Below are 17980 nucleotides of genomic sequence, written 5' to 3'. Positions count from 1 at the left end.
CGCCACCGCATCGAAAGGCTCCGCGCGCACGGTGTGCTTGCGCGAGGGTGGAGGCTGCCAGAAGCTCGCGCCCCGCTGTCCGGGAGGCGTGGACGGCGCGATGGATTCCGACGAGGAAGGGCAGGCGATGCACATGAGCGTGGACGCGGTGGCGATGGCGAAGGTCCTGGATGCGGCACGCCTGGAGCGGCGCGAGATTCCTCCGCTGACCCGCTCGCTGCTCCCGGAGCTGGCCCTGCCGCTCGCATACTCCGTGCAAGCCGAGGGCATCCGCATGCGGCTCGCGCGCGGCGAGCGCGTGGTGGGCCTCAAGATGGGCCTCACCTCGGAGGCCAAGCGCAAGCAGATGAACCTCGAGTCGCCCGTCTACGGCGTGCTCACCGATGTGATGCAGGTTCCCGCGCGCGGCGTCATCCGCGTGGGCGCCGGCATCCATCCGAAAATCGAGCCCGAGATTGCCTTCCGCATCGCGCGCCCCCTGCGCGGAACCATCACGCGCGAGGAGGCGCTGGATGCGTGCGGCTCGGTGTTCGCGGCGATGGAGGTGCTCGACTCCCGCTACATCGACTTCAAGTACTTCAGCCTGCCGGACGTGGTGGCGGACAACTCCTCGTCGTCGCTGTTCGTGCTCGGCGCGCTGGAGCGCCCGCCGCGCGAACTGGACGTGGCGCGCCTGGACATGCACATGTCGGTCAACGGGCAGGTGGTGCAGTCGGCCCGCTCGGACGCCATCTCGGGAGACCCGGTGCTGTCGGTGGTGCAGCTGTGCGCGCTGCTCGCGGAGCGCGGCGAGGGGCTGCCCGCCGGAAGCATCGTGCTGTCCGGTGCCGCCACCGTGGCCCACATGCTCAAGCCCGGAGACCACGTGCGCCTCACCGTGGAAGGGCTCGGCGACGTCGAGGTGTCCGCGACGGAGTAGCCCCGCCGCGTCAGGGCTGCGTGTCCGCCGTCACGTGCAGCGCGTACTCGGCCAGGCTGGTGCCGCACGGCTTGAGCACCAACTCGTTGGGGCCGACCGGCTCCATGATGAGCGAGGACATGCCGTTGGGAAGCTCGCGCGGCCACTGGCCCGTCTCGGCGCGCGTCGCGTCCACTTCGGCCAGCGCGATGAGCGCGTCATTGCGGAGCCGGCGCAGGTCCAGCCGGTCCGCGTACTGACCATACTGGCCCACCGAGGGGCGCCCCACCTGGAGCCATGCCGCGCTCTCGCGGGTCTCCAACACCGCGAAGGCCTTGCGCCGCGCGGTCGGCGGGAGGTCCGCGATGGCCTCCAACTTCCCGAAGCCCTCCACCTTGTGGTGCCACGCCACCTGCCGCCGCAGTGGCCACTGCCAGCCCTTGCTGAGGTCCTCATCCGCCAGGGGCTTCTCTGGATTGAGCAGGTCACGCGCCGAGGGCGCCAACTCCTCCACCCACTCATCGGGCATCAACTCGCGGAACTCGGAGAACTGGACGATGACCGACTCCTGCCGAAGCGAGAGGGACAACGGCGGGAAGCCCTCACCCAGGCGCACGAGCTGCGCGGCGGCCTGTCGCTTGCGCCGCGCGGGGGCCGCGTCAATCGCGTCCGCGCACGCGCGATACGCCACGCGATAGCCGTTCACGGAGAGCATCTGCCCAATGAGCCCGCCCAGGGCGATCTCCCGGCTGAGCGCGAGCGCGTCCAGGCACGTGTCCACGGCCGCCTCGACGTGGCCATCGGCGAGTTGGAAGCGCGCCTCCAGCGCCGCGTGCCGCACCATCTGGAACAGGATGACGGGCTCCTCGGTCGGGAGCCGGTCGTTCTGCACCGGCTGAAGCCAGAGCTCCTCGGGCAGTCCACCTTGGTCGGCGTGCGTCGCCTCCAGCACGCGCTGCATCAGCGGACGGTGTCGCTCCAAGGCCGCGCGGCACTCGGCCGGCAGCGCGGAGAGCGACGCCGTTCCATCCGCCACGGCCTCGCACCGCGACCGCTGCTCCTCGTCGAGCGCCTTCGCGTTCTCATAGACGCGGGCCAGCTCCGGCAGCAGCGGGGCCACGGCCATGGCGAAGCTCCCGGGCCGCGCGGGCGTGACGTGCGAGGGCCTCGGATGCTCCGCGCCCACCAGCGCGTTCGTGTCATGCACGAGCCGCTCCGCGAGCGGCGTGATGCGCAGCCTCCAGGACGCGAGCGCCCCAAGGCTCGCGATGGCGATGAGGAGCACACCTCCGGTCACGGCGCGGAGGGGGTGTTGCAGGGGCATGCGGGGAACTCCGGGAGGGAACCCGAGGTTCGCACGAAACTCCTCGCCCGAGGACTTCCCTTGCGTCGCGGCCACCGGTGGTGGTGGCCCGTTTCGCTCGTCGTGGAAAATACGGCTGTCAGCGCGACGGGCGAGCAGGCTCACCCGGGCTGCTCACCGCCCCGAGCCGCTGAATCAGTCGCTCGGCCAGCTCCCGGGCCTGCAGGCGGATCTCCGGGATGGCCGTCGTCTCCCACAGGTCTCCGCGCCGCGGCGGGCCCAGGGTGTAGAGGCGCTCGGAGGCGTCACCCCCGGGGTGGGGCAGCACACCGCCCGCCTCGGTGAGGAGGCCCAGACCCAGCGGGTCTTCACGCGCGAGCCCCGCGTCCACCACCCGGCGCAGCAGCGGATGGCTCCGCGCGCTGAGCGAGGCATTCGGGCCCGTGCAGTTCACCACGTGCCCCACGCGCAGCGTCGACTCCTCCCGCGTGCCCCGCCGGCGCAGCCGCACGTCCACCGCGTCGCCGTCCCACTGGAAGCCGCGCACCCGCGCCGCGTGGAGGTGAAGCCGCCCCTCGCGCCGCAGCCCGTCGATGGCGGCGCCCACGTCCGGCGCCATCCGATGGCGGTGCACCTCCCAGTACGAGCGCAGGTGCCGCAGGAAGCGGCGGCGCTCCGGTGCGCCCAGCCGCTGCCACAGTGGAATCGTCACGGGCCGCAGCGAGTCCACCACCGCGCGCCAGTCCATCCCGGCCGCCTCCACTTCGTGGCGCACCGTGCGCAGCACCTCGCGCACGCGCAGCGGCGGCGCCTCGGCGGTCGCGCGCGGCTCGGGCGTCACCTCGCGGCGCACCGCGCGCAAGAGCTCGCGCACGCGCAAGGACTCCGGCAGGGCAGGGGCCTGGGCGCCCACGGGGCGGTGCACGTGCGGCAGCAGGCCATGGCGAGACAGCGCGTGCAGAGGTCCCTGGTGGCCCTGGTCGCTCAGCGACAGGACCGCGTCCACCATGGTGAGGCCCGTGCCAATGAGCAGCACCGGCGCGTGCGCGTCGATGCGTTGCAGCGAGGACTCGGCCCAGGGCGAGCGGTGATACCGCTCGCTTCCGTACAGGCCGCCATCGGGCACGGGCAGGTCCGCCGGCAGCGCGTTGCCCGCTGCCAGCACGCCCGCGCGCGAGGTCCACTGGGCGCCATCCGCGAGCGTCCAGCGCAGCCCCTCCGGCTCGGCCGCCACGTCGGTGACTTCGCCTGGCAGGACCTCCAGCACCACGCCTGGCGCGGCCTGGACGCGCGTCTGGCTCAGGACCTCTTCCAGGTACTGGCCGAACAGGTGTCGCGCGACGAAGGCGCCCGGCACGGTGGTCGGCGTCTGCTGCCGCAGCCAGCGCAGGAAGTGCTCGGGGTCATCCGGCAACGCGCTCATCCGCGCGGCGGGGACGTTCAGCAGGTGACGGGGATTGTCCGTGCCGTAGGCGAGCCCCCGCCCCAGTCGAGGTCCTCGCTCCACCAGCGCCACGCGCAAGGGGGCGCGGGCGCTCTTGAGCAGGTGGAGGGCCAGCAGCGTCCCGCTGGCTCCGCCCCCCACGATGAATACATCCCAGGATGTCCGTGCTCGCACCGGACAATCCTATGTCCGCGCAGTCCCGGCGGCATCCGTCAACCGCGATACATGCACAGGTGTTTCAGGCGACGGCGTCGACCAGTGGGCGCGCGGGCTGAGCGAACGCGCCGGCCACCGGCAGCATCACCCGGAAGGTGCTGCCCCGGCCTGGCTCGCTCTCCACCGTCAAGGCTCCGCCCAGCGACGTGACGATGCCATGGCACACCGACAAGCCCAGGCCGGTGCCCACGCCCAGGGGCTTGGTGGTGAAGAACGGGTCGAAGATGCGCTCGCGGTGCTCGTGCGCGATGCCGCAGCCGGTGTCCTTCACCTCCACCAGCACCTGCCCGGGCAGGCCGTGGCGCGCCACGATGCGCACCTCGTTCTGTTCGGCATGTCCCGGGGGGATGGCCTGGGCCGCGTTGAGCAGCAGATTGAGGAACACCTGTCCCAGCCGCGAGCCGTTGCCCTGCACGGGCGGCATGCCGTCGCACTCGAGGACCAGCCGGGCGCGGTGCCGCAGCTCGTGCATGGCCATCTTCGCGGCCGTGCGCACCACCGCGCCCACGTCCGCCGGCCCGCTGCCCACGTCCTCGGCGCGAGACAACGTCTGGAGGTCCCGGACGATGAGCCGGATGCGCTCGGCGCCGTCGCGCGTCTCCGCCAGCGCCTCCAGGATCTCCTGCCGGTCCTGCTCGGTGAGGCGCTCCTTCTGTTGGAGCTCCTGGTGGATGTACTCGAGGTTGCTGAGGATGAAGGCCAGCGGGTTGTTGATTTCGTGCCCCACGCCCGCCGCGATGCGGCCCAGGGCAATCAGGCGATCCGCGAACAGGAGCTGCGCCTGGGTGGCGTGCAGTTGCTCCAGGTTGCGGGACAGCTTGGCGTTGGCGGCCTCCAGCGCGGCGGTGCGCTCGCGCACGCGCTCCTCGTTGAGGTGCAGCTCCTCCTCGGGGGGAGGGGTGCCTGGGCGTGGTTCGCACAGCGCCTGGAAGGCCCGCCGGAGCGAGCCCCGCCGCTGCGTCACCGCTGACAGATGCGTCACCCTCGCTCGTAACGTCATCTCGGCCCGCTCCGACGCCCGGGCCGCCTGCCGCTGTCGCGGCCCTTTCTCGCGGGGCGGTCCCGGCCGGCATCCAACACCGCCGCGAGCAGGCCGGCAAGGTGCGCTTGTGGATGCCGACGGAATCCTCGCGGACCTCCCGCGCGAGCCTGTCACGACAGGCTGCCCGGGAGGGTCCGACCGCTGTCGACTCGCGGACCCGAGGCTCGGCGCCTAGGGAGGGCAGGTGCCGCAATCGGCGCGGCAGGAGTCGTAGGTGGCGCCCGTGCCGCAGTGCTCGGTGAACTGGCAGACACCATCGCCGCACCGGAAGATTTCAGACGGACGGATGCGCGTGGTCAGCGGTTGATAGGTTTTTCCGGCGTAGGTGCATTGCGTGTAGTAGGGCCGCGTCCCATCCGAGCCCTTGGTGCAGAAGTCGCTGCACGCGCCCACGTGGACCACCGGCAGGCAGTCCGTGTTGTTGTCCCACGAGGACAGCCCGCAGGCCCGCGACGTGCTCTCACTGGAGTTCAGATAGGCCCGGTCGTTGGCCGCGAAGAGTCCGTCCCCGGTGAAGATGTTTCCGAAGAAGCACGCCTCGTGCTCGCTGTACGTGGCCAGCTCCTGGGACGTGTAGGAGACCGCCGCGCCCGCGGCGTCGCGGCCCAGCACGGAGATGGGAATCTGCACGCCGAACTTGTTGGCGTGCGCCGCCAGGCAGGCCGTCAGCACCTGCTGCTCGGTCTCCGTGGCGGGAAGTCCCGAGGACCACCCCGGCAGCAGGCCCAGGCCGCCATCCCACGCGTACGTCACGCCCGTCGTCGGGCTCGTGTAGCTGCGCGTCTGCCCGCTGGGCACCGCGCAGCGCACCACGTAGCGCATCACCATGTCGCGCTGCGAGGGGCTCGCGTCGAACCACGACGCGAAGCCATTGGTCGACAAGCCATTGGTGGAGAGGCCATTGGTCGACAAGCCATTGGTGGAGAGGCCATTGGTCGACAAGCCATTGGTGGAGAGGCCATTGGTCGACAAGCCATTGGTTCCTTCCAGCGGGCTTTCCCACGTCGCCTCGGGCCGGGCATTGGCGCCACGATCCGCTTCGAACTCAGGCCCGCAGCCCGCCGCGCATGCCACCAGGAACAAGCCCCATCCAAGGCTGGCTCCCAGGTTCGGGCGGCGGACGCCCCGGCTCAAACCCTCGCTGCTGCATCCACTTCCAGACGACTGGACTGGTGTGAGGCGCATGATGGTCTTCCCCCATGTTGTAGTGACAGGTGGGCCTGTCACCGACTCCACCCTAGGCACAGCAATTCGGTAAAAAAGTGCTGTAGCTGTCAGGCAGGGGAATCGTGACGGATTCTCCGAAGGAAAGAAATACACCTCCGCGACAAAATTGCGCTGTCAGTCCTCATTTGGACGACAGGAGGTGGGTGAATGGGCGCAGAAGGCCCACAAAACCCAGGGGTTGTCAGTGAATTGGGAGTCTTGGGCTGTCTACTCGGCGGCCTGGGCGTCCAAGGCGGCCTGAGCAGGTCGGGTGACGGCGAAACCGCCAGGCGCGCGCGTCTGCCACGCGCCCACGTCGGTGACGGGACCGCCCACGACTTCGGATTCGCCAGACTCGCCGCGCGTCTCCACCTCGCCCAGGTGCAGGCAGAGATGAACGCGGGCGCGCGCGGCATCCGCCAGGCGTTGGGCATCCGCGTGGAGCCCTCGCAAGGCGCGAAGGATTTCCTGCAGCCGGGCGGGGCTGTTGGCGGGCGGCGTGAAGCCTTCCATCGGGCGCACGCCGAGCAGGGTGGTGCCCGTCTGGAGCGCGAGGAGGAAGCCCGCGGCGCGCAGCCCTTGCTCGAGCGCATCCAGGGCGATGGCGAGCGAGGCGTAGACGGCGTCGTCGTCCTGCACGGACTCGTGCAGCACCACCTCCGCGTGCACGGCGAGCGCGGGGCGCGGCCGGCCGCTCGCGAGGCCCGGCTCGTCGGCGGCCTCGTGCAGCGCGGCCAGGAACGCGCTCACGCTGGGATAGCGCCGGGGCGCGTCCTTGTGCAGACAGCGCAGGACGACGGCATCCACGGCGGGGGACACGGGAGCGCTGGCGCTGGGGCGCGGCGGCGGGGCCTCCAGGTGCAGCCGCTCCAGCTCCATGCGGTCCTCGGACTGGAAGGGATAGCGACCGGTGAGCAGTTGATGCAGCAGCACGCCCAGCGCGTAGACGTCCGTGGGCGGGCCGATGGCGCCGCCGCGGAACTGCTCGGGGGCCATGGCGTGGGCGGTGCCCAGGCGTTGGCCCGCGATGGTGAGGCCTTCCTGTCCGGGCTCCTGCTCGATGAGCTTGGCGATGCCGAAGTCGAGCAGCTTCACCCGTGGGCGCTCGCCCTCCTCCACGACGAGGATGTTGCTGGCCTTCAGGTCGCGGTGGACGACGCCCGCCCGGTGCGCCGCATCCAGCGCCGCGCATACGGGCTCCAGGTACGCCAGCGCGCGGGAGGCCGGCAGGCGCCCGCGCTCCTGCACCACCTGGCTGAGCGTGCGGCCGGCGAGCAGCTCCATGACGAAGTAGGGGCTGCCGTCCGGCATGAGGCCGAAGTCGTAGACGTCCACGATGTTGGGGTGGCGAATCTGGTTCACCACCCGCGCCTCGCGCACGAAGCGCTGGAGCATCTCGCCCTGGTCGGCCAGGTGCGGGTGCATCACCTTCACCGCGGCGCGGCGTCCGAGGATGCGGTGCTCGGCCTCGTAGACGCTGCCGTGGCCCCCCGAGGCGAGCAGCACCTTGAGCACGTACTCGCCCGCGAGGGTCCCCGGGCCGTGTTGGGTCGGCGGGGCCGCCCCGCGCGTCCGGGCCGTGGCGTGCAGGTCCGCGCGCGCCTGGATGCGGAAGGTGCTCTCGGAATCCACCGCCATGAGGAAACCCACCCTAGCACCGCGAAAGCAAGACGCACTGCAGGGGCCGGGCCCCGTCCCGGGGCATCCCTCGACCCCACTGGGGCGTGCGTTCACCATTGGTCAGCCGGGTGCGCGCCTGCGAATGGGACGTCCACTGGAGTATGGTTGAGGGCTCTGCCTCCCGCGGCCATTGGACGCTACCGGACGGGGGCTGGTGGATTCTCCAGCACCCCGGGGGCTGGCTCTCATGACGATGATGCTGGACGAGTTGACGACGTGCGCAGGACTGGCGCTGGCACCCCCCACGTCGACGGGGGCCTGCCTCATCCTCATCAGCACGACGACTCCGGCGGCCATCGGCAAGGCCTTCCGACTGGAGCCTGGAGAGCACGTCATCGGCCGAGGCTCCGACGCGGCCGTGCGCATCGATGACCACGGCGTGTCCCGCAAGCACGCGCGCATCATCCGCACCTCCGAGGGCCTCTGCCACGTCACGGACCTGGACTCCACCAACGGCACGTTCCTCAACGGGATGCCCGTCACCACGGCGGAGCTGGCGGAGGGAGATCGGCTCCAGATTGGCACCGTGACGGTGTTCCGCTTCTCCAAGCGCGAGCTGTTGGAGCAGCGCGAGGAGCAGCTCCGCCAGGCCCTGTCCGCCGCGCGCGTGGGCATCTGGGATTGGAACGCGCACAGCGGGCTGGTGACGTGGAGCGAGCAGGTGGACCGGCTCCTGGGGTTGCCGGTGGGCAAGCTGTCCGCGCGAGCCATGGACCTGGAGGAAGTGGTGCACCCGGGGGACCTGTCCCGGGTGCGCGAGGCGCTGGCCACGGCGCTCCAGCTCAAGTCCCAGGTGGACGTGGAGTACCGCATCGTCCCCATGGGCAGCGGCTCGCGGTGGATCTCCTGCAAGGGAGACGTGCTGTGTGATGCCTCGGGACAGCCGGCGCGCGTGACGGGCACGGTGATGGACATCACCGCGCGCAAGCAGGCCGAGCAGGAGCTGCACCGCCAGGCGCTCATCTTCGAGAGCATCTACGACGGCGTCGTCATCACCGACCTGGGCGGCGGCATCATCGACTGGAACAGCAGCGCGGAGCGGATGTTCGGCCGGGGCAAGGCGGATGCGCTGGGCCAGACGCTCTTCAGCGTGCTGTACCCGCACGAGCCGGACCGGCGCACGGGCGCCATCCTGGCGGCGCTGGAGGTCCACGGGCGTTGGACCGGAGAGCTGGAGTTCCGGCGCAAGGATGGCAGCCCGTGCTACTGCGAATCCGTGGTGGTGCCGCTGCGTGACGCGGAGGGGCGCGTCATCGCGAACATCATGGTTCACCGCGACACGACGGAGCGCAAACAGCTCCAGGCGCAGCTCGTGGTGGCGGACCGCCTGGCCTCGGTGGGCACGCTGGGCGCGGGCGTGGCGCACGAAATCAACAACCCGCTGGCGTACATGCTGGTGAACCTGCACCTCATCCGTGAGGGGCTGGAGCGCATGGAGCCGCACGAGCCGCAGCCGGGGAGCGTGGCCTCGCTTCAGCAGCTCGTGCGCGAGACGGCGGAGGGGGCCGAGCGCATCGCCAGCATCGTGAGGGACCTGAAGGTCTTCGCGCGCGGCGAGCAGGAGTCGCGCACGCTGCCGGTGGATGTGCGGCGCGCGGTGGAGCTGGCGTGCAAGATGGCGGACAACGTCATCCGCCACCGCGCCCGACTGGTGACGGAGTTCGAGCCGGTGCCGTCGGTGGAGGCCAGCGAGTCTCGGCTGTGTCAGGTGTTCCTCAACCTGCTGCTCAACGCCGCGCAGGCCATCCCCGAGGACAGCCCGACCACGCAGGACCATGAGATTCGCGTCGTCATCCGCGCGGGCGAGGCGGGCCGCGTGGTGGTGGAGGTGCGGGACACGGGCATCGGCATGACGCCGGAGGTGCTGGGGCGCATCTTCGACCCGTTCTTCACCACCAAGGCGGTGGGCGTGGGCACGGGGCTGGGCCTGTCCATCTGCCACGGCATCATCGAGTCCATGGGCGGTGCCATCCACGCGGAGAGCGAGCCCGGACGCGGCAGCACCTTCCGCGTGGTGCTGCGCGCGGCCGCACGCGAGCCGGAGGTGGGCCTGCGCGGTGCCACGCCGGTGCACCCGGGGGCGCGGGCTCGCATCCTGGTGGTGGATGACGAGCCCAACGTGACGTTGGCGCTACAGCGCTCGTTGGCCTCCGAGCACGACGTGGCCACGGCCAACAGCGCCCAGGCCGCGCTGCGACTGGTGAGCGAGGGCGTGCGCTTCGACCTCATCCTCTGCGACGTGATGATGCCGGGGATGACGGGCATGGACCTGTACCATGAGCTGGGGCGCTGCGCGCCGGAGCAGGCCGGGCGCATGGTGTTCATGACCGGTGGGGCGTTCACCCCGCGCACCGTGTCCTTCCTGCGCGACGTGCCCAACCTGAAGTTGAGCAAACCGCTGGACCTGGGCCAGTTGCGCGAGCTGGTGGGGCGCTCGGCGGAGGGTGGGCGATGAGCGCTCCGGCCGGCGAGCGGCTCGGCGCGCCCGAGGTTCCGGCGCCCCCCGTCGCCGCGCCTCATGGACTCGATGCGCCGCGCGAGGCCCCTCGCGAGCTGACGGCGCGCGCGATGGGGGCGGGGCTGCTCATTGGCGCGCTCCTGGCGCTCATCAATGTCTACATGGGCCTGAAGACGGGCATGTGGGAGAGCGGCTCGTTGCTGGCGGCGGTGCTGGGCTTCAGTGGTCTGGCCTCGCTCGCGCGGCGACGGGGCTCGCCGTACACGCCGCTGGAGAACAACATCACGCAGACGGCGGCGGCGGCGGTGGGCGCGATGCCCGCGGCGGTGGGCCTGTTGGGCGCGGTCCCCGCGATGATGATGGTGGGCGTGACGGTGCCGGGTTGGGGTGTGGCCGCGTGGGGGGTGGCCCTGGGCGCGCTGGGCGTGCTCGCCGCGGCGTTGCTGCGCCGGCGCCTGGTGGTGGAAGAGGCGCTGCCGTTTCCCACGGGAACCGCGACGGCGGAGCTCATCTCCACGCTGCACGCGACGCGACCGCCCGGGGCCCAGCAGCGCTCGGGCCGAGGGCGCACGCTGGCGGGCGCGGGGGCGGTGGCCATGGTCATCACCTGGATGCGAGACGCGCGCGGGTGGCTGCCCTCGCAGTGGGTGCCGCCGGGGGTGCTCGGTGGAGTTCCCTTGAGCACGTTGGGCTGGGGCGTGGGCGTCAGTCCCATGTTGCTGGCGGTGGGGATGCTCACGGGGCTGCATCTGGGCTTGAGCATGTTGGCGGGCGCGAGCGTGGCCTGGGGCGTGCTCGCGCCGTGGCTGGTGAGCAGCGGGCGGGTGTCGACGGTGGGCTTCGAGGCGCTCGCCGCGTGGCTGGTGTGGCCCGGCGTGGGGCTGCTGGTGGGCGCGGCGGTGGCCTCGTTGGTGGCGCAGGCGCGCGACTTCCTGGGCGTGGTGAAGGACCTGCGGGCGCTGCGCGGTGCCGAGGTGGGAGCGCTGCCGCGTTGGGTCGGAGGCGTGGCGGTGGGCGCGGTGTTGCTGACGCTGGGGCTGGGCGCCGGATTGTTCAGCCTGGGCGCGCGGCATCTGCTGCTGTCGCTGGTGTTGCTGCTGCCGCTGTGCGCGGTGTGCGCGCGCGGCGCGGGGCAGACCGACGTGTCGCCCGTGGGGCAGATGGGACAGTTGTCGCAGGCGCTCGCGGGCGCGCTGGTGCCGAGCGCGGTGGGCTCGGGAGGGCTCGGCGCCGCGGGGGCTCTCGCGGCGACTTCGGGGCTTCAAGGCGCGATGGGGCCCAATGTGGCGGTGGGCTCGGTGGTGGCGGGCGCGGCGGCGCAGACGGGCGTCAGCATGTGGTCGCTCAAGGCGGGGCACGTGCTGGGGGCTTCACCTCGGAGTCAGCTCATCGCGCAGCTTTTGGGCGTGCTCGCGGGCGCGGCGGTGGGGGTGCCGGCGTGGCTCCTGTTGGTGGGGGCGTACGGGCTGGGCTCGGCCGCGTTGCCGGCGCCCTCGGCGCAGCAGTTCCGCGCGGTCGCGGAGGTGGCCGTGCGAGGGCTGGCGGGTCTGCCGCCCCAAGCGGGGCTGGCGGCGGGCATCGGCTTCGCGGTGGGCGTGGCGCTGTCCCTGGCGGCGCGTGGGCGCGCGGCCCGGTGGCTGCCGTCCCCGGTGGCCATGGGCATCGGGTTCATCACCCCAGCCTCCTTCGCGGTGACGCTGTGCCTGGGCGCGGGACTGGTCGTGGCGGCGCGGCGACTGGCGCCCGAGGCCACCGTGCATCACGTGCCTGCCGTGGGGGCGGGCGCCATCGCGGGCGAGTCCCTCATGGGATTGCTCATCGCCGCGCTGCTCGCGCTCGGCGTCATTCATCAGGGCTGATGTTCCGTACCCGCGCGCCCGCGTGGCGGCTGCGGCGGGGCTGGCGTCCCGCACGCGCTGATGTCATGCGGCCGGGCTGATGTCCCTCACCCGCGCCAGCGAGCGGCGGATGCGGCCCTCCATGAGCGTGGGGATGTGCGCCGCGCGCTCCAGCGCCTCTTCGAGCACGCGCACGGCCTCGGCTCGGTCGCCTCTGCGTTGCGCGGCGAGCCCCATCATCTCCAGCACCTCGAGCGGCTCCTGCTCCACGGACGCCTGGGCGGAGCGGTCGCGCAGGGCGCGCCAGTCTTCGGCGCTGGCCTCTCGCGTGCACAGCTCCACCATGACGAAGAGGACCTCCTCGGAGGGACTCAGCGACACGCCGTGGCGGCCATCGCCCAACACGGTGCGCACCTGGGTGAGCAGCTCCCGGGCTCGCGCGTGGCGGCCCGTCCACGCCATGGCGCGTGCTTGCAGCAGCAGGGCCCACGGGCGCGGTGCGACCTCGGGGTGACGGCGCTCCAGGGTGATGGCTCGCGCGATGTGTGGCGCCGCGGCCTCCACGTCTCCTGCCTGGTAGAGCAGCTCGCCCAGGTTGTGCTCGGCGAAGTACTCCCAGCCCACCACGCCCAGCTCGCGCCCCAACTGCATGAAGCGCTCCTGGTCCTTCAGCGCGTTGGAGAGGTCTCGGCGCGCCACCCAGAGGTTGCGGCGGTTGTTGATGGCCGAGCCCAGATGGAAGCGATCTCCGCGCTCGGTGCACGCGGCGATGACCTCGTCCATCACGCTGCCAGCGCCGTCGATGTCGTTGAGGTTGGGGAGGATGACGGCCATCAACAGCAAGGCCACCACCAGCGTCTCGTAGCCCGCGTCCCCCAGGCGCCGAGCCCGGTCCGCCGCGGCCTCCAGCGGCATGAGCGCGTCCTGCCAGTCTCCCTTGCGGAACTGCGCGCGGCCGAGCGCGAGGAGCAACCGCGCCTGCACATAGGGCGACTGCACCGTGGCGGACAGCTCCTGCGCCTCCTGGGCCCGCGCCTCGCTGCGCGCGTAGTCGTTCACCCAGTCGAGGGCCATGGCCTCGTCCAACAGCAGCTCCACCTCCACGCGGGTGTCGCCCAGTCGCCGCGCCTTCTCCCGAGCCGCGGCGAAGTCCGCCAGCGAATCCTCGTACCGCCCGATGCGGTAGCGCATGAGCCCTCGTCCGCGCAGGGCGGTGAGGCCGCGCAGCTCGTCCTCGGGGGACAGCAGCTCCAGCGCGCGCGTGTACATCGCCTCCGCGTCGAGGAAGGCGTGGCGGCCCCGTGCGGACTCCGCGAGGTCGATGGCGAGCGCGGCGGCCTCCTCCCGCAGCCCCGCGGCGGCGGCGTGCTGGGTGAGGCGTGGCAGGCGCTGGCGCTCCGCGGCTCCGGCGGGGCTCAGGTAATAGCGATAGGCGGCGTGGTGGATGCGCTCGCGCTCGGCGGCGGGGAGTCCCGCGGCCACGGCCTCGCGCACCAGCTCGTTGCGGAAGCTCAGTCCCTCCAGTCGGTGGGACACGAGCAGGCCCGAGTCCAAGAGCCGCCGCGTGGCGTGGCCCACGTCCAATGGGAACTGGGCCGCGGCGCCGTCGCGCTCCAGCTCGCGCACCACGCCCTCCGCGGTGCCGGGCGAGAAGTCCGTGCCCAACAAGGCGCACAGGCGCGCGTGCGCGGCGAGCGCGGGCGGCAGGGCCCCCAGCTCGCGATCCGCCAGCCACTCCACCAGCCGCAGCTCCGGCACGCGGTCCAACTCGTCCGTGACCAGATACCAACTGCCGCCCGGCGCGCGCTGGCGCACCAACCCCTGGCGCTTGAGGCCGCGCACCAGCTCCACCAGGAACAGCGGCACGCGCTGCACGCGCTCGACGATGCGCTCCACGGCCTGCGCGGGCACGTTCTCCACGGGCTTGAGCAGCGTGCGGCACAGCGCTTGCGCGTGCTCGGGTGTCAGGGGGGGCAAGGGCCGCACGAGCTGCCGGGCCGCGCGCGTGCCCCACGTGGGGCGACTGTGCTCGAAGCCCGGCCGGGCCAGCACGCAGACCCAGAGCGGGACGCGCGCCTCGGCCAGCCCCGCGTACTCGAGCGCATCGAGCGCGGTCTCCTCCGCGAAGTGCGCGTCATCCACCAAGAGACACAGCGGACGCTCACGCGCGCTGGCGGCCAGCAACTCACCCGTGGCGCGCATGGCCAGCGAGCGCAGCGCGCCCGGCGCCGCCGCCCAGCTGTGGAGCTCCGGGCCGCCGGGCGCGTACCAGCCCAAGGTGGCCGCGACGCCGGGCCACAGCTCCGCGCCGAGCCGGGGCCCCAGCCGCTCGTAGATGGCGGCGCGGCCTTCTTCCTCCGTGTCCGTGTCGTCGCGCTCGAAGTCATTGAGCGCGCAGCGCAGCAGCGTGCGCAGCGTGCCCTCGGGATCGCCTTGCACGGGTTCGCGAGCCCGCGTGGCGTAGACGCGCGCGTGGGGCAGGGCGACGCGCAGGCGCAGGGCGAGCGTGGCGGACAGGTGGCTCTTGCCCAGCCCACGGTCCGCCAGCACGGTGACGATGGTGGGCGCCGAGTCCGTCACCGCGGCGCGGGCGCTCTCCAGGAGCACATCCAGCTCCGCGTCGCGGCCCAGCAGCACCTCGCTGCCCAACTGGAGGACCGTGACATCCGGACGCGGCGCGGCGCCGGGCGGTGCGGGGCGCAGCAGCGTGGGCCGGCCGGGCACTGGCAGGCAGGGCACTTCCGGTACGGCCTCGGCGGCGGCGGGGGACAGCAGGAGTCCCCTCGCGTCGGGGCCCGTGGGGTAGCGGTCCTCTCGCGAGAAGATGGTGCCCAGGTAGCGCGGCGAGCCCGTGGGGCGGCGCTGCACGGTGACCGCGGCCACATCCACCAAGGCGGCGGGGGCGAGCCCGCGCTCGGCCAGCCCCTCGGCGGCGCGCATGGCTCGGCGCACGGGGTTCTCGCCCACGTCGGGGTCGAACACGCCCGCGATGTGGGGCCCGTCCGAGTAGGCCATGTGGCCGCCGTAGGAGACGAGCACCTTCTGGAGCGCCACGGGGTTGGCCCGCGACGTCAGGAAGAGGATGGCCACGGAGCGTCGCGCCTGCGCGGGCCGCGGGTCGCCGGAGGCCGATGGCCGAAGCGCGGACGGCTCCGAGGGACGGCCGGTGCGGTGGAACGCCTCGTTGAGCGCGTCGGCGATGGCGGCCGCGTCGGCGGGGCGACGGGAGCGCTCCTTGGCCAGACAGCGCAGCACGACCTCCTCCACCGCGGGCGCCACCGGCGCGAACTCGGAGGGCGGCGGAGGGCGCAGGGACAGGTGCGCCTGGAGCACCTCGGACGCGGGGCCGAAGAAGGGCGGCCGGCCCGTGAGCAGTTCGTAGAGGATGACGCCGAGCGCGTAGACGTCCGTGCGCGCGTCCAGCTCCGTGTAGCCCGCGCACTGCTCGGGGGCCATGTACTCGGCGGTGCCCGCGAACGTGCTCGTGTCGCCCACCGAGCCCTCTTCCTCCGCGGCGGTCGCCACCGCGCGCCGCACGAGGCCGAAGTCGAACAGGCGCACGCGCTGGTGCGGGTCATCCAGGAAGACGTGCTCGGGTTTGAGGTCGCAGTGGACGAGCCCGTGCGCGTGCACCGTGTCCACCGCCGACAGCAGCGACAGGGCGCGGCGGACGAACTCGTGCGGCGCCACCGGCCCGGAGACGAGCGCCAGCCGGTCCGCGAGGGTGGGCAGGGGCACGTACTCCAACGCGAGCACGCGCGAGCCGTCCACCAGGGTGCGGGCCTCATACAGCCGCGGCACGGTGGGCGGCCCGAGCACCCGCAGCGCCTTCTCCTCGTGTTCGAGCTGCGCCTCGGCCAGCGCGTTGCCGGGGCGGGCCAGCTTGAGGGCCACGCGGCGAGGCTGGGCGTCGGTCAGGTCCGGGTTCCGGCGCGCCGCGAGCAGCACGCCAAAGCCACCGCGCGCGATGACGTGCTCCAGCTCGTACCCAGGGACCTCGGGAAGGTGGAGCAGCGCGTCGGAACGCGTGACCCCGGGAGGGGATGCACTCGGCGGGCAGGGCGCGTGGGAGCCTTCCCAGCGCCGCCCGCATGTGAGGCAGCGCGGCACGGGGGGCACTCTACGCCAGGAGTGGTGCGGAAGCCGAACCCCCCACGTGCGGACAAGCGTCCCTGGGGGCCCCGAGGGTCAGGCGCGCTTCCCGGCACGGGCCGCGAGGCGGGTGCGCCGGGCCACTCTGTTGGCGTCCGGACGATTCGCCCGCGCGCCCGCTTCCGCTGTTCCGGGAGCCGGCGGTGGGGGCTACCGCTCCGGCACTTCGATGGCGCGCAGGAGGACGCCGTCCGAGCCCGGCATGCGCACGCGCAAGAGGAGCGCGGTGCCCTGCTTGGCGCGGGTCAGCACCTCGGCCGCGTCGCGAGCGCTGGAAATCTTCCGGTCGCCCACCTGCACCAGCAACATCCCGGGGGCCAGCCCCCCGCGCTCCGCGGCGCTGCCGGGCTCCACGGCCATGACCTGCGCGCCCTCGCCCTCGGTGGACTCGCCAATCTGGAGGCCCAGCCGCTTGGAGAGGTGCGGCGGCGCGTCGCGCGGCGTCACTTCCTCCTCGCCGCGCTGAGCGGGGCGGGTGCCCAGGGCCACCTGGACCTCCACCGGCTTGCCTCCGCGCAGCACGTGCACCGTCACCTCGCTGTCCGGCTTGAGCAGCGCCACGGCCCGCGTCAGCGCGCCCGCCGAGTCCACCGCGTGCTCGCCCACCGAGGTGATGACGTCCTCCTCGCGAAGGCCCGCGCGCGCGCCAGGGCCGCCCGCGTTGAGCCCGGCCACCACGGCGCCCTTCTGCGCCTCCAGGCCCAGCGCGCGAGAGAGCTCCGGCGTGAGGTCCTGCACCGCCAGCCCCAGCCAGCCCCGGCGCACGATGCCGGTGTCCTTGAGCTGCGGAAGCTCGGCGCGGATGAGGTTGGCGGGCACCGCGAACCCGATGCCCGTGGCGCCGCCGATGATGGCCGTGTTCATGCCCACGACTTCGCCCTTCATGTTGAACAGCGGGCCGCCCGAGTTGCCGGGGTTGATGGCCGCGTCCGTCTGAAGGAAGTCGTCATACGGGCCCGCGTGGATGTCGCGCGCCCGAGCGGAGAGGATGCCCGCGCTCACGCTCGATGCGAGGCCGAACGGGTTGCCGATGGCCATCACCGGATCGCCCACGCGCAGCACATCCGAGTCGCCCAGCGACACCGCGGGCAGGTCATTGGGCGCGCCCTTCAGCCGCAGCAGGGCCACGTCCGTGAGCGCGTCGCGGCCGAGCACCTCGGCGTCGAAGGCTCTCCCGTCCTCCAGCTTCACGCGCACCGTGTCCGCGCCCTCCACCACGTGGTTGTTGGTGAGGACCGTGCCGGACGGCTCGATGATGAAGCCCGAGCCCAGGCCCTGGCGCGCGGGCGTGCCGCCCATCTCACCAAAGGGGCTCTGCATGCCGAAGCGCTCGGCCAGGCCGGGGGGCAAGCCCATGCGTCCCCCCATCGCGGGGTGGGCTCGGGACTGCACCTCGACGTTGACGACCGCGCCCTTCACGGACTCCACCAGCGGAGCGAGCGAGACCATGGCGCCGGGCGTGCCGGGCACGGCCGCGTACACGGCGGGCTCCACGCGTGCGCCCGCGGGCGTCACGGCGCCTTGGAGGGCGGGGGAGGACTCAGGGGGGGGAGGCGGGGGCGCGGGCTTGGAGGGCGACGAGAAGCCGCAGGCTCCGAGCGCGAACGCGGGCACCAGCGCCAGGGTACGGGCCGCGCGGCGACGAGACGGAGAAGAGGTAGCCATGGTGCGTTCTCCTGGGCATGCGAGCGGGGAAGGTCCCTTGCTCGGAAGGGGAAAACGTCGGTCCGGATGCGGGCGATT

The 17980-nt window shown here is 72.5% G+C and carries 10 protein-coding genes; 3 read left to right on the top strand and 7 right to left on the bottom strand.

The window, feature by feature from the left end:
* Positions 1-127: 127 nt before the first annotated feature.
* A complete protein-coding gene (locus KRR26_RS12550; RefSeq protein WP_217079920.1) occupies positions 128-919 on the top strand; it encodes a 2-keto-4-pentenoate hydratase in 792 nt (263 codons plus the stop codon).
* A gap of 10 nt (positions 920-929) precedes the next feature.
* On the opposite strand, the gene KRR26_RS12545 is transcribed toward KRR26_RS12550, so the two are convergent.
* From KRR26_RS12545 to KRR26_RS12525, 5 genes are all read right to left on the bottom strand, one after another.
* Positions 930-2222, bottom strand: a complete 1293-nt coding sequence (locus KRR26_RS12545; RefSeq protein WP_217079908.1) for a hypothetical protein — start codon at positions 2220-2222, stop codon at positions 930-932.
* A gap of 118 nt (positions 2223-2340) precedes the next feature.
* A complete protein-coding gene (locus tag KRR26_RS12540) occupies positions 2341-3819 on the bottom strand; it encodes an FAD/NAD(P)-binding protein (protein WP_217079907.1) in 1479 nt (492 codons plus the stop codon).
* A gap of 64 nt (positions 3820-3883) precedes the next feature.
* Positions 3884-4861: a sensor histidine kinase gene (locus KRR26_RS12535; RefSeq protein ID WP_120204823.1), complete on the bottom strand. Its 978-nt coding sequence runs from the start codon at positions 4859-4861 to the stop codon at positions 3884-3886.
* Between the two features lie 213 nt (positions 4862-5074).
* The gene (locus KRR26_RS12530; RefSeq protein WP_407931714.1) at positions 5075-5875 is read right to left on the bottom strand and encodes a hypothetical protein; all 801 of its coding nucleotides are present in this window, start codon (positions 5873-5875) and stop codon (positions 5075-5077) included.
* A 462-nt stretch (positions 5876-6337) separates the two neighbouring features.
* Positions 6338-7747, bottom strand: a complete 1410-nt coding sequence (locus KRR26_RS12525) for a serine/threonine-protein kinase (RefSeq protein WP_120204973.1) — start codon at positions 7745-7747, stop codon at positions 6338-6340.
* A 229-nt stretch (positions 7748-7976) separates the two neighbouring features.
* Between KRR26_RS12525 and KRR26_RS12520 the strand changes: the two genes are divergently transcribed.
* Both KRR26_RS12520 and KRR26_RS12515 read left to right on the top strand, forming a co-directional pair.
* Positions 7977-10244: a PAS domain S-box protein gene (locus KRR26_RS12520; RefSeq protein WP_120204825.1), complete on the top strand. Its 2268-nt coding sequence runs from the start codon at positions 7977-7979 to the stop codon at positions 10242-10244.
* The gene (locus KRR26_RS12515; RefSeq protein WP_120204826.1) at positions 10241-12106 is read left to right on the top strand and encodes an OPT/YSL family transporter; all 1866 of its coding nucleotides are present in this window, start codon (positions 10241-10243) and stop codon (positions 12104-12106) included. Before KRR26_RS12520 ends, KRR26_RS12515 begins: the two co-directional genes overlap by 4 nt.
* A gap of 63 nt (positions 12107-12169) precedes the next feature.
* On the opposite strand, the gene KRR26_RS12510 is transcribed toward KRR26_RS12515, so the two are convergent.
* Entirely contained in the window at positions 12170-16195 is a 4026-nt protein-coding gene (locus tag KRR26_RS12510; protein WP_120204828.1) for a serine/threonine-protein kinase, read from the bottom strand.
* A 192-nt stretch (positions 16196-16387) separates the two neighbouring features.
* Positions 16388-17902, bottom strand: a complete 1515-nt coding sequence (locus KRR26_RS12505; protein ID WP_120204830.1) for a trypsin-like peptidase domain-containing protein — start codon at positions 17900-17902, stop codon at positions 16388-16390.
* Between the last annotated feature and the right edge of the window lie 78 nt (positions 17903-17980).

The sequence above is a fragment of the Citreicoccus inhibens genome (assembly GCF_019039035.1).
In the GTDB taxonomy this organism is placed as follows: domain Bacteria; phylum Myxococcota; class Myxococcia; order Myxococcales; family Myxococcaceae; genus Citreicoccus; species Citreicoccus inhibens.
Note: the sequence above shows the minus strand (reverse complement) of the source record. Positions and strands in the feature narration are given on the sequence as shown.